Annotated in this window: 13 protein-coding genes; 8 read left to right on the forward strand and 5 right to left on the reverse strand. The window is 39.2% G+C overall.

The genetic code is table 11. The annotated features are described in order from the left end of the window. Window positions 1–12: 12 nt before the first annotated feature. Window positions 13–1,158, reverse strand: a complete 1,146-nt coding sequence (locus ACSSS3_RS18520; protein WP_442845890.1) for a cysteine desulfurase family protein — start codon at window positions 1,156–1,158, stop codon at window positions 13–15. Between the two features lie 106 nt (window positions 1,159–1,264). Here ACSSS3_RS18520 and ACSSS3_RS18525 point away from each other — a divergent pair, with 106 nt between their 5' ends. Further along, the gene (locus tag ACSSS3_RS18525) at window positions 1,265–2,197 is read left to right on the forward strand and encodes a hypothetical protein (RefSeq protein WP_442845891.1); all 933 of its coding nucleotides are present in this window, start codon (window positions 1,265–1,267) and stop codon (window positions 2,195–2,197) included. Here the strand turns inward: ACSSS3_RS18525 and ACSSS3_RS18530 are convergent. Continuing rightward, a complete protein-coding gene (locus ACSSS3_RS18530) occupies window positions 2,194–2,745 on the reverse strand; it encodes a Smr/MutS family protein (protein WP_442845892.1) in 552 nt (183 codons plus the stop codon). The genes ACSSS3_RS18525 and ACSSS3_RS18530 overlap by 4 nt on opposite strands. Before the next feature lie 92 nt (window positions 2,746–2,837). On the opposite strand from ACSSS3_RS18530, the gene ACSSS3_RS18535 reads away from it, so the two are divergent. Genes ACSSS3_RS18535 through ACSSS3_RS18545 form a run of 3 tightly spaced genes read left to right on the forward strand, consistent with a single transcriptional unit; the run spans window position 2,838 to window position 5,474 of the window. Continuing rightward, window positions 2,838–4,853 carry a T9SS type A sorting domain-containing protein gene (locus ACSSS3_RS18535; protein WP_442845893.1) on the forward strand — a complete coding sequence of 672 codons (2,016 nt, stop codon included), beginning with the start codon at window positions 2,838–2,840 and terminating at the stop codon, window positions 4,851–4,853. 19 nt (window positions 4,854–4,872) lie between these two features. Further along, complete coding sequence (locus ACSSS3_RS18540; RefSeq protein WP_350355199.1) at window positions 4,873–5,136, forward strand: DUF2752 domain-containing protein; 264 nt, start codon at window positions 4,873–4,875, stop codon at window positions 5,134–5,136. 2 nt (window positions 5,137–5,138) lie between these two features. Beyond that, window positions 5,139–5,474 carry a CCC motif membrane protein gene (locus ACSSS3_RS18545; protein ID WP_442845894.1) on the forward strand — a complete coding sequence of 112 codons (336 nt, stop codon included), beginning with the start codon at window positions 5,139–5,141 and terminating at the stop codon, window positions 5,472–5,474. Between the two features lie 79 nt (window positions 5,475–5,553). Here the strand turns inward: ACSSS3_RS18545 and ACSSS3_RS18550 are convergent, their stop codons facing one another. From ACSSS3_RS18550 to ACSSS3_RS18560, 3 genes are read right to left on the reverse strand one after another with little or no spacing between them, the layout of a single operon-like run. Further along, window positions 5,554–6,933 carry an alanine/glycine:cation symporter family protein gene (locus ACSSS3_RS18550; RefSeq protein WP_442845895.1) on the reverse strand — a complete coding sequence of 460 codons (1,380 nt, stop codon included), beginning with the start codon at window positions 6,931–6,933 and terminating at the stop codon, window positions 5,554–5,556. Window positions 6,934–6,979: 46 nt separating this feature from the next. Continuing rightward, complete coding sequence (locus ACSSS3_RS18555) at window positions 6,980–7,933, reverse strand: phosphoribosylaminoimidazolesuccinocarboxamide synthase (RefSeq protein WP_442845896.1); 954 nt, start codon at window positions 7,931–7,933, stop codon at window positions 6,980–6,982. A gap of 18 nt (window positions 7,934–7,951) precedes the next feature. Beyond that, window positions 7,952–8,905 carry a PhoH family protein gene (locus ACSSS3_RS18560; RefSeq protein ID WP_228229439.1) on the reverse strand — a complete coding sequence of 318 codons (954 nt, stop codon included), beginning with the start codon at window positions 8,903–8,905 and terminating at the stop codon, window positions 7,952–7,954. A gap of 109 nt (window positions 8,906–9,014) precedes the next feature. Between ACSSS3_RS18560 and ACSSS3_RS18565 the strand changes: the two genes are divergently transcribed. The 4 genes from ACSSS3_RS18565 (at window position 9,015) to ACSSS3_RS18580 (ending at window position 11,852) form a co-directional block, all read left to right on the forward strand. Continuing rightward, window positions 9,015–9,845: an SAM hydrolase/SAM-dependent halogenase family protein gene (locus ACSSS3_RS18565; protein WP_442845897.1), complete on the forward strand. Its 831-nt coding sequence runs from the start codon at window positions 9,015–9,017 to the stop codon at window positions 9,843–9,845. A 1-nt stretch (window position 9,846) separates the two neighbouring features. Further along, window positions 9,847–10,158, forward strand: coding sequence for a putative quinol monooxygenase (locus tag ACSSS3_RS18570; RefSeq protein WP_228229441.1), 312 nt, complete (start codon window positions 9,847–9,849; stop codon window positions 10,156–10,158). Window positions 10,159–10,234: 76 nt separating this feature from the next. Beyond that, window positions 10,235–11,125 (forward strand): 3-hydroxyacyl-CoA dehydrogenase family protein, encoded by an 891-nt coding sequence (locus ACSSS3_RS18575; RefSeq protein WP_442845898.1) that lies wholly within the window; start codon window positions 10,235–10,237, stop codon window positions 11,123–11,125. 67 nt (window positions 11,126–11,192) lie between these two features. After that, window positions 11,193–11,852, forward strand: coding sequence for a YggS family pyridoxal phosphate-dependent enzyme (locus tag ACSSS3_RS18580; protein WP_442845899.1), 660 nt, complete (start codon window positions 11,193–11,195; stop codon window positions 11,850–11,852). Window positions 11,853–11,878: the final 26 nt, after the last annotated feature.

Genomic DNA, 11,878 nt, shown 5'->3' on the forward strand with positions numbered 1-11,878 from the left:
AAACTGAAACTCTTACTTCAAGAAATCCTGAAGGCTTTGCACGACATAATCAACTTCCTCTTTTGTATTCTCGTGAGAAAAAGAAAAGCGAATAGAAGGCCTATCTAACTTATCCTGAGGAAGAAAAGCATTAAGTACATGGCTTCCCTGATCGCTACCGCTCTGACACGCACTTCCCTTAGAACAGGCAATTCCTTTAAGATCCAATTGAAAAAGCAGCATCAATGATTTTTCGGGCGGTACCGGCAGGCAAACATTAAGTAACGTATAGGTACTCAGACTCCCATCGTGACAGTTCCCATTAAAACTTACTCCGGGAATATTTTTTTCGAGTTGTTCTTTAAAATACCATTTGATTTCTTCAATTTTTTTGCGCTCTTCCGTCAGATTTTCCTGAGCTTTTATCAAAGCGGTTTCCATTCCGGCAATGTTATGCACCGCCTCGGTGCCTGCGCGGCTTCCACGCTCCTGTCCACCGCCAAAAATCAGCGATTTTATTTTGGAGTTTTTTCGCAGAAAGGCAAAACCAACTCCTTTTGGCCCGTGAAACTTATGAGCTGCTGCGGCAATAAAATCAACCTTAATTTCGCTCAGATTTAAATCGAAATGCCCCACAGACTGAACCATGTCACTGTGAAATAAGGCGTTGTAAGTCCTGGCCAGATTGCTCACCTGCTCCAGATCAAGCAAATTTCCTATTTCGTTATTGATGTGCATCAGGCTTATCAATGTTTTGGTATCTGAGGACTGAAGCAATTCTTCGAGATGATCCAAATCGACGCTGCCACATTCCTTAATACGTACCATAGAAACCATAACCTGAAAGCGTTCTTCCAGATGTTCTACCGTGTGTAGTACAGCATGATGCTCGATGGGACTGGTGATGATGTGCTTGACGTCCAGATCACGTATCGCGCTGTTAATGATGAGATTGTCTGCTTCGGTGCCTCCCGAAGTGAATATGATTTCTGCCGGAGAGACGTGTAGATAATTGGCAATTGTTTTACGCGCCTGCTCAATGATGCTTTTGGCTTTTCGGCCTACAGCGTGGGTTGACGAGGGATTGCCGGGTACCTCCCGCATTACTTCAACCATGCGATCTATAACTTCGGGGCGTAATGCAGTAGTTGCTGCATTATCAAAATACACCTGATTCATAAGACTTATTTAGAGGGTGCAAAAATAGCCAGAATAAAATTATTAGATAACGGAACGCCCTGTAAAAACCAATTCGAGTATTTTTGCGCTAAAGATCTATTGAGATATGAAAAAAATTGGACTGGTATTCTTGTTGCTAATTGGTATGGTTTCCTGTGATGATGGTGACTTAATTGTTACTTCATTTGACTTTACCGATTTACCGGTAAACTATTGCTCAACTGTTGACAACAATGAGACCGCTTCAACTAATTATATTTTCTACAAAATAAATCCGGAAACCTTTGAGGCTTTAGCATTCAGATTTACTACAGATATTCCGATACTGGAAGAACAAAGCGAGGTTAATATTGATTTAGGGCAAAGCAGCTCCTCATTTGTTTCCTATCGATTGTTCAACGATGTTGTAGATTCAGACTATTTTTGTGCGGACATTCCGCCGGCCAGACCCACAGTTTCAGAGGAATACACAAGCGCTGAAGGTGATTTAAGCATTGTAACTCGGGGAGATTTTAACGACAATGACGGTATCGCGGCTGAGTTTGAAGAGACTTTAAACGACAGTATCGATCTTGACGGGGACGGTATACCCAATACTTACGATTTTGATGATGATGGGGACAATGTGCCTACGAGCCGGGAAGGAGTTGTTTTGAATGATGACGGCTCTATTAATATGGAAGAATCTCTTAATACAGATGGTGATGAGTTGCCTGATTTTATGGATCCTGATGATGACAACGATGGGGTTTTAACTATTAATGAAGCAAACCCGGAAAATGGACCACTGAATCCTTTAAATACTCAAACGGATGAATCTATTGGCCCCGACTATCTCAATCCAAACGTGGCAATAGATTATAATATAGAAGAATACCGCCAGCATACCTATGTATTGGAAAATATTACCCTCACCATAAGTCTGGAAAATCTGGTTTTTGTGAATAACTCGGGATCAGAGACTATCAGACAGGAGTCCTTATTCTTTGGAGACTTAGAGGCTCCAGACCAAACAATCACTGAAACCCCCGAACGCTAGCCGACTGAATTTTGGTAAATGTAAATCTCGGTAGCTCCTAACCCATACTTTTGGTAATCTGCATCGTAATATTTGACCTGCTCATATCTTGAAAAAAGATATTCGAGTTCAGCCTTTAGCACGCCCTCACCTACTCCGTGTATAAACACCACCCGCTGTATACGCTTAGCAATTGCAAACTCCAGTCTTGATTGCGCTGTGTTGAGTTGTAAGTTTAACTTATCGTGAGCCGACATACCGCGTTCATTTGCGGTGAGCTGATGTATGTGTAAATCTACTTCCATAGGTGGAAGTATTCCTTTTATTTTATTTGTAGGCTTTTTCTGTCTTTTTAAGTCTACACTTTTCTGTTGCAAATGATCAGCAAAATCAGCATCAAGATCTACTTCCAGAGCCTTATCAGGAACAACTTCACTCCTTTTTACACAAATTTCAAAATCGTCATCAGTCTGAATATAAAACTGTTCGCCATCTATTTGGAGTATTGTTCCGGAAATTGCTTCATCAATTAAGCTAACCCGTTGTCCTATCTTTAAATTTGGAGCCATATTTTTTTAAATATTCGATGAAAAACACGTAATCATCTTTTAAAAGATTATTTTATATTTCATTTTGATTATCTTTACAAAAATATTTCATTATGGGAAAATTTTACTCCAAAATCATTCTTTTGATGTTACCAGCTTTTGCAATGGGGCAATTATATATTGGTAACGCAACTGCAACTTCGTACGTATACGACAATAATGAAGTTATTTACGTCAAACAGAATATACAATTGGAAGGTGCTGCCACTACAGAAGAAGGAAATCTCTATCTTAGAGGAGATGGACAATTAATACAAGGGCTAGATAATAGCGCTCCTGCTGATCCTGAAACAGCCATAAATAGTGGGACTGGTGTGATATCTGTTTTTCAACAAAATTCAATGAATCAATGGGATTATCATTACTGGGCATCTCCAGTTGGAGACCCAATAAACACAGAAAATCTTATTAACTCTGAAACAAATAGGGGAAATAAGAGATTTTATCAAAGTAATGATAACGGTGGGGGTATATATCAACCCGTTAGTGCTAATACCGATGAAATACAATCAAACGCAATAGATTTCATCCGTTCTTTTGACAGCAGGATTGAGGGAGGAGCAATAAAATTATCTTCATATTGGTTATGGAAATTTGTAGCTAAAAATGCATCCTACTCAGGCTGGACACAATTAAATGGATCATCTTTAAATCCAGGTGAAGGTTATACAATGAAAGGCGTAGGTAATGGCAGTAATCCAACCGGACAGCTTTTAGATTTTAGAGGAAGGCCTAACAATGGTACAATAAATGTTCCTGTGGTTGCCGGAGGTTTAACCTTGGTCGGAAACCCCTATCCATCTGCAATGAATTTGAGTTTTTATTTACTCTCGAATTCCGGCAATGAGCTAGAGTTAGCAAATTGTGTAGGCACATCTCCTAATTCTGGCAGAAAACCTATAAACAATTCTATAACCGGAAATGCCTTTTTTTGGGAATCAGACCCTAATGTGAAATCCCATTATTTGATAGATTATCAGGGTGGCTATGGAACTTTTACTCCAGGACCTTGCAATAGTGCTGGCTCATATTCTCCAGCGGTTTTTCTTTTATATGATAATGATGGTAATGTTATTGGGCCAAGAGATAAAGATGCAAATGGAGATCCAGATGGCAATACAGATGGTGAAACTTTAATGCGACATATTGCTCCCATTGGTCAAGGTTTTTTTGTTGAGGGAAAAACGGGAATACCCGCAAATTCTGTGGTAACAGCTAAAAATGAGTTTAGAGTTTTTGTTCCCGAAGGAATTGCTAACCTATCACAATTTAAGGATTATCAAAGCAAGGGCAAATCAAATCTCAAAAATCCAAATCTTACTGAAACTTTAAGAGCTGGCGGACAATCTTTTGATGATAAAGGCTATGTTACTCTTCCAAAATTCCACCTTAACTCCTTTGTAAATAAAACTTATAATAGGTCTATTACTGCAGTGATGTATGATGGTTCAACAATGGATGTTGATCTGGCTATGGATGGTTATAATATTTCAGGTCTTAAAGCGGACATATCGTGGGATCTTGAAAGTACAGAAAGACCAATTATTATCAATTATTTTCCATACGACATAGATGCTGTATTGCCTTTGAAAATTGTAGGAGATAAAGAAACCAATTTCTACGAATTTAATATTACTCATCTCAATTTCACTCCTGACGAAAGTATATATCTGCACGACAAACAATCCAACGAATATCACGATATATTAAATTCAAAATATGAATTTGAATTACCCAAAGGCACTTATACCGACCGATTTGAAATAACTTTCAAAGACGGCAATAAAGAAAACCTGGATTTAGCTGAAGAGGTAAAAGAATCATTCGCTGTTTATCAAAATAACGGTCGTGCAGAACTTACTATTCTTAACCCTCTTGAAACTGAATTAAAGGATATAAGTGTTTATGATATTACCGGTAAATTACTAGTATCAAAAATAAATGAAGGTACCAGTAATAAAGTAACTATTCCATCAAATACCTGGAGTGATGGAATTTATGTTGTACGTGTAGTAACACGAGACAATGTTGAGTACAGCAAAAAAGTATCTGTTTTTAACAAAAAATAATTCGATTTTGGAAGAGTACATGCTACCCTGCCTAAACAAGAAATTCTTCGGGTTTGAGTGTATGGGATGTGGAATGCAACGATCTTTAATGGCCCTTATACAGGGCCATTTTGCTGAGGCTTTTTTTCTATATCCTGCAGTATTTCCTCTTATCACATTAGCTCTTGCAATTGGGGCTAATTTTTTTTTCGATATTAAACATTCCGGTAAAATTATCTCGTTTTTAGCTATCTTGTCTGTAATTACAATTATTACGAGCTATATAATCAAACTAACCCACTAAAAATGGAACAACAAAGACTCAATACCACATTAGTTTATGTATTAGCGATTCTCGCACTATTATGCTGCTGTTTTGGTGGTTCAGGGTTCATTCTTGCCGGTATCGCCTTTTATATTGCACATACCAAACTCAAAGAGGCCAAGATTTATCCGGAAAATTATGACCTCCAAAATGTAAAAGCAATGAATACAGCAAAAACAATTGCGTTTATTATTTTGATCATCAATATTTTATACTTAATCTATACTATTTATAAAATTTCGACTATAGGTTGGGAAACAATCTGGGAAGACGCCATGCGACAGGCTGAAGAAATGCAAGCTTCTCAACAAAGCTAAATTTGTTGTCATTGTAAAAAATAAAAAGGATCTGTACACCAATAACAGATCCTTTTTATTTCAAACTATAGTGCTTGACTTAAGCTTTATTTATTTTCAAATTCTGAAAATAAATCCTCGCCTTCCTCATAACCTTAGGCGCTAAAATCAAGGTAGTAAACATTGTAGGTATAGCCATTAAGGCAAAAAAGGTATCTATCACATTGATCATAAGACTTAAAGAAGTAGTAGCTCCCAGCAAAATACTTGCGATATAGAAATAATTGTAGAGATGACTGTACTTGGTTCCTATTAAAAAAGAAAGGCATTTTGTACCATAATAGGAGTAACTAAATAAAGAACTAATACTGAAGATCGCGATACAAACAAGAAGAATATAGGTTCCAAAATCGGGCATGCTGTCGCTAAAGGCTTTTGCAGTAAGGCTTACGCCATTTGCCTCTGAAGTTTGCCATACTCCAGTAACCAGAATACACATTGCCGTAAGTGTACAAACAATTATAGTATCTATAAAAGGTCCCATCATTGCCACAAGCCCCTCCCGTATAGGTTCATTTGTTCGGGTTGCCCCGTGAGCCATAGGCGCTGTACCAATTCCCGCTTCATTAGAAAAAGCCCCTCTGCGTATTCCTAAAACTATAAGTGCTCCTAAAACACCTCCAAATAAAGGATCGCCCCTGTAATTATCTGCCGCAAAAGCATCGGTGAAGATCAATTTAAAGTAATACGGCACTACATCGAGATGTACAAAGAGGATAAAAAGGACCGCAATAAAATACAAGCCCACCATCGCCGGAACCAGTCTCGAAGCGGTTTTACTGATACGATCAAGCCCTCCAAGAATCACTATACCCGTTACCATTGCTAAGATTACGCCAATGACCAGATCATTAAAAAAACCTTTTTGAATGCCATTTGGAATTAATAAAATATCATTAACGGCCTGAGTAAGTTGGTTTACATTAAATACAGGCAGAGCCCCAATTAAACCCGCAAGACTGAAAAAAACGGCTAAAAACTTCCAGCTTTTACCCAGGCCCTCGACAATAAAATACATTGGTCCGCCCTGTATTTTACCGCTGTCATCCTTTCCCCGGTATAAAATGGCGAGACTGCAGGTAAAAAACTTGGTACTCATACCCACGATCCCGCTCACCCACATCCAGAATACAGCGCCCGGACCTCCTGCAGCAATTGCCACGGCGACTCCGGCGATGTTACCCATACCTACTGTTGAAGATAAAGCAGTCATCAAAGCCTGAAAATGGGTGATTTCACCCTCATCATCGGCATTGTCATATTTGCCCCGCAAAACCTGAATCGCGTGTCCAAAATATTTAAAAGGAACAAATCTCGAATAGATCAATAAAAAGATTCCCCCACCGATGAGTAAAATCAGCAAAGGCAAGCCCCATACAAAGCCGGAAGCCTTTTCAAAAAAGGTATTGAGTTTTTCCATCGCACAAAAAAACCGAAAAGATTATTTTCGGTTTATGATTTTACTATTAAGAATTCAGATAATCTAAGACATGATCTTCTATCCGTTTTTCGATATTGGTCAAATCTGCCTTGACAAATTTTTCACCGGTGATATTTTCATAGAGCTCAATATACCGCTCTGATACCGTCTCAATGTATTCATCAGTCATTTCAGGTAGTTTCTGCCCTTCAAGCCCCTGAAAACCATTACTTATGAGCCATTGCCTTACAAATTCTTTTGACAATTGCTTTTGGGGTTCATTTCTACTTTGACGCTCCTCATAGCCTTCCGCATAAAAATAGCGAGAAGAATCGGGAGTATGAATTTCGTCTATTAAAACTATAGTCCCATCTGCTGTTTTACCAAACTCATATTTGGTATCAACAAGTATAAGGCCGCGACTGGCTGCTATTTCAGACCCTCTTTTAAAAAGTTTATGGGTATAATCCTCAAGCACAGCATAATCTTCACCTGAAACGATACCTCTCTTGATGATATTTTCTTTTGAAATATCCTCATCGTGATCGCCCATTTCTGCTTTGGTTGCAGGAGTAATTATAGGCTGGGGAAACTTATCGTTTTCTTTTAAACCTTCAGGTAAAGGCACTCCGCAAAGCATACGCTTTCCGGCTTTGTATTCGCGGGCAGCATGACCACTCATATAACCTCTTATAACCATTTCGACTTTAAAGGGTTCGCATTTTTTACCTACTGCGACATTAGGATCAGGAGTAGCCAAAAGCCAGTTGGGTACCAAATCTTCGGTATCCCGCATCATTTTAGTCGCAATTTGATTCAATATTTGTCCCTTATAAGGAATTCCTTTGGGCATCACCACATCAAACGCGCTTAAGCGGTCTGTTGCGATCATTATCAACAAATCATTCTTCAGGCTGTAGACTTCACGAACCTTACCTTTATAAAAATTAGTCTGACCCGGAAAATTGAACTGTGTCCGGGTTATGGTTTTATTTGACATTGCTAAAAAAATTGCGTTTTAATCTCTGTTTTCGATCGCTTTGTAGGCCGCGATAACTTCTTTTACGAGCCTGTGACGGATCACATCTTTATCATCCAGATAAATCATACCCACTCCCTTAACATCTTTCAATACTAAAAGGGCCTCTTTGAGTCCACTAATCACGCGTCTCGGAAGGTCTATCTGTCCGGGATCTCCGGTGATCATAAATTTGGCGTTTTTACCCATACGGGTTAAAAACATTTTCATTTGAGCATGGGTTGTATTTTGCGCTTCATCAAGAATTACAAAGGCATTATCAAGGGTGCGGCCGCGCATAAACGCCATCGGAGCGATCTGGATTACCCCTTTTTCTATGAAGCTTTCCAGCTTTTCATGAGGTATCATATCGCGCAATGCATCATACAAAGGCTGCATATACGGATCCAGTTTTTCTTTAAGATCTCCAGGTAAAAAACCCAGATTTTCCCCTGCTTCAACAGCCGGTCTGGTCAAAATTATACGTTTAACCTGCTTTTCTTTTAAAGCCTTTACTGCCAAAGCAACACCGGTATATGTTTTACCCGTTCCTGCAGGACCCACGGCAAAGACCATATCATTCTTGCGTGCGATATCAACAAGTTTACGCTGATTAGCAGTTTGCGCCTTTATGATTTTTCCACCTACCCCGTGCACTAAAATCTCACCGCTGGCCGCCGAAGTCTCGTAATCTTCACGACTTTCACTGGTAAGTACACGCTCGATACTGTTTTCATCTAACTTATTGTATTTGGCAAACTGCTCTAAAAGCATCGTGATGCGTTTATCAAATTCCTCAAGGAGGTCTTCATCACCATAGGCCTTAATGGTATTACCACGGGCAACCAGTTTTAACTTGGGAAAATACTTCTTAAGAAGTTCAATATTGGCATTGTTTTGACCAAAAAATTCACGGGGCGTGATCTCTGAAAGTTCGATGATAAGTTCGTTCAAAAGCGGAAGGATTTTTATAAAAAACTAGTTAATTATCTTTAGTTTTGTGCATAACAAATGTAACCAAATTTAGTTACTATCCCCCTTAAAAATATCAACAAAACCACCTATGCCCATCATAACCCTGACTACTGATTTTGGCCTGAAAGATCATTTTGCAGGTGCAGTTAAGGGCGCAATTTATAGCGAAATGCCTGAGGTGACACTTGTTGATATCTCGCATAATGTGTCTCCTTTTCATATTACCGAAGCAGCTTACATCATTCAAAATGCCTATCGCAATTTCCCAAAAGGAACCATTCATATAATAGGTATTGACTCTGAGCGAAATCCTGAAAACAAGCACATTGCGGTCAAGCTAGACGGGCATTATTTTGTGTGTGCAAACAACGGGATTATGTCTATGATTACGCGCACCATAATGCCCGAAGAGCTGGTTGAAATCAATATCCACGACCGTATAAAAACCAATTTTACAGAGCTTGATGTTTTTGTACAGGTTGCCTGTCATATAGCACGGGGCGGGAAACTTGGGGTTATTGGCAAACCCATTCAGGAAATTAAGGCTATAACCGGTATTATGCCTGTTATTAGCAGCGAACAAAAACAAATCATCGGTAACGTGATCTATGTTGATAACTACGGAAATGTAATTACAAACATCACGCGCCGCCTGTTTGAAGATGTGGGTAAAGGACGCTCCTTTATCATTCAGGCTAAACGCGCTCATTTTAAACAGATCCATCAGCATTACAGCGATGCGATTAACTTTGATCTTGAGAAAACCAAGCGCGAAGAGGATGGAAAAAAAATCGCCTTGTTCAATTCTTCCGGATACCTTGAACTTGCGATTTACAAAAGCAATCCCAGCACAGTGGGCAGTGCCTCTACCCTATTTGGTCTGGACTACCGAGACACGGTAAGTGTAAATTTTGAATAGTATGATTATTCGCATTGTAAAGTTGACTTTCAAATCTGAAAATGTTGAAGCCTTTATTAAACTTTTCGCAGCTGCTCAACAAATCATTCAATCTACTGAAGGCTGTGAACATCTTGCATTGTTAAGAGACACTTCTAATCCCAATATGTTTTTTACACACAGCCATTGGCAAAATGCAGAGGCTCTGGAGAATTATCGCAATTCTGATTTTTTTAAAAAGACCTGGTCTCATACAAAAGTCTTGTTTGCAGAAAAACCGGAAGCCTGGAGCCTTGAAAAATTCGTAAATTTACCCAAATTGAATTCGATTTAAGTCGATTTTTACTAAACTACATATACCTAAAACCAGAATATTTCAATAATCTGAGATATTCTCTATAACCATTTTTATGAAAAATATTGCTGTAATAGGTGCCGGAACCATGGGTAATGGAATTGCTCATACTTTCGCCCAAAATGGATTTAAAGTAAATCTTATAGACATTGCGGATGCCGCGCTAAAAAAAGGAATTGAAACCATCACCAAAAATCTGGATAGACAGGTTGCTAAAGAAATCCTTACCGATGCACAAAAAAATGAAACCCTTCTCAATATCAAACCGGTAACTGATTTAAAGGAGGGTGTTTCGGAAGCTGATTTGGTTGTTGAAGCGGCCAGTGAAAATCTTACTATTAAACTGGATATTTTCAAAAAGCTCGACGCGTTCTGTAAACCATCAACCATCTTGGCAACCAATACTTCATCGATCTCCATAACTCAGATTGCTGCCGTTACCAAACGCGCCGATCAGGTTATTGGGATGCATTTTATGAATCCGGTTCCTGTAATGAAACTGGTCGAGATCATAAGCGGCTATTCTACCTCAAAAACCACCCTCAATCATATAATCAAATTATCGGAGCAATTGGGCAAAACACCCGTTCCGGTTAATGATTACCCGGGCTTTGTGGCTAACCGTATTTTAATGCCTATGCTCAATGAGGCTATTGAAACGCTTTATAATGGTGTTGCCGGAGTTAAGGAGATTGATACTGTTATGAAACTGGGTATGGCTCATCCTATGGGACCGCTGCAACTGGCCGATTTTATTGGGCTTGATGTATGTCATGCCATACTAGAGGTCATGTATGAAGGCTTTAAAAACCCAAAATATGCCCCCTGCCCGCTTTTGGTTAATATGGTACGTGCCGGAAAGTTAGGCGTAAAATCGGGAGAAGGTTTCTACGATTACAGCGAAAGCCGCAAAGCGGAACAGGTTTCATCCCAATTTAGCCGATAACGTCCTGTTTAGACTTGGCATATTGCTTAACTTTGTACAGCTTTCTCTAAAATAGTTATTCATACCTATGGCCTCAATTACTGAAAATCTCAGTGCATTTAAAAAAGCAATTCCCGATTATGTTGATCTGGTTGCCGTTTCAAAAACTAAACCTGTAGCAGATTTGCAGGAAGCTTATGATACCGGGCAGCGTATTTTTGGCGAAAATAAGATCCAGGAAATGACCGATAAATGGGAAGTGCTCCCCAAGGACATTCACTGGCACATAATAGGTCATGTACAAACGAATAAAGTCAAGTATATGGCACCTTATGTAAGTCTTATTCATAGTGCAGACCGGCTTAAACTTTTTAAGGAGGTAAATAAGGAGGCCGAAAAAAACGACCGCGTTATCGACGTCCTGCTTCAGGTAAAAATTGCCGAAGAAGACAGTAAATTTGGGATGGATCCTGAAGAGGCAAAAAAACTTTTATCCGGAGATCAACTGAATAAATACCCTAATGTACGCGTTGTAGGTCTAATGGGTATGGCTTCTTTTGTAGATGATGAGGCTCAAATAAAGCGTGAGTTTTCACAACTTGAAAAAATTTACAATACCTTTAAAGAATCCCGGGGCTTCAGTGTGCTTTCTATGGGAATGAGCGGTGATTATCGCCTGGCATTAGAGCACGGAAGCACTATGATACGAATAGGTAGCTCCATTTTTGGAGCCCGCAATTACGATTAAGCTGTAAAAAGTAGGATTTAAAGCTG

This window comes from Leeuwenhoekiella sp. H156 (assembly GCF_052218455.1).
In the GTDB taxonomy this organism is placed as follows: Bacteria; Bacteroidota; Bacteroidia; order Flavobacteriales; family Flavobacteriaceae; genus Leeuwenhoekiella; species Leeuwenhoekiella parthenopeia.

Excerpts from the sequence above, each read along its gene's own strand:
- ACSSS3_RS18555 (WP_442845896.1), bottom strand. The coding sequence starts at position 7,933 with ATGTCAAATAAAACCATAACCCGGACACAGTTCAATTTTCCGGGTCAG.
- ACSSS3_RS18535 (WP_442845893.1), top strand. The coding sequence starts at position 2,838 with ATGGGAAAATTTTACTCCAAAATCATTCTTTTGATGTTACCAGCTTTT.
- ACSSS3_RS18525 (WP_442845891.1), top strand. The coding sequence starts at position 1,265 with ATGAAAAAAATTGGACTGGTATTCTTGTTGCTAATTGGTATGGTTTCC.
- ACSSS3_RS18575 (WP_442845898.1), top strand. The coding sequence starts at position 10,235 with ATGAAAAATATTGCTGTAATAGGTGCCGGAACCATGGGTAATGGAATT.
- ACSSS3_RS18550 (WP_442845895.1), bottom strand. The coding sequence starts at position 6,933 with ATGGAAAAACTCAATACCTTTTTTGAAAAGGCTTCCGGCTTTGTATGG.
- ACSSS3_RS18570 (WP_228229441.1), top strand. The coding sequence starts at position 9,847 with ATGATTATTCGCATTGTAAAGTTGACTTTCAAATCTGAAAATGTTGAA.
- ACSSS3_RS18545 (WP_442845894.1), top strand. The coding sequence starts at position 5,139 with ATGGAACAACAAAGACTCAATACCACATTAGTTTATGTATTAGCGATT.
- ACSSS3_RS18540 (WP_350355199.1), top strand. The coding sequence starts at position 4,873 with ATGCTACCCTGCCTAAACAAGAAATTCTTCGGGTTTGAGTGTATGGGA.
- ACSSS3_RS18565 (WP_442845897.1), top strand. The coding sequence starts at position 9,015 with ATGCCCATCATAACCCTGACTACTGATTTTGGCCTGAAAGATCATTTT.
- ACSSS3_RS18520 (WP_442845890.1), bottom strand. The coding sequence starts at position 1,158 with ATGAATCAGGTGTATTTTGATAATGCAGCAACTACTGCATTACGCCCC.
- ACSSS3_RS18530 (WP_442845892.1), bottom strand. The coding sequence starts at position 2,745 with ATGGCTCCAAATTTAAAGATAGGACAACGGGTTAGCTTAATTGATGAA.
- ACSSS3_RS18580 (WP_442845899.1), top strand. The coding sequence starts at position 11,193 with ATGGCCTCAATTACTGAAAATCTCAGTGCATTTAAAAAAGCAATTCCC.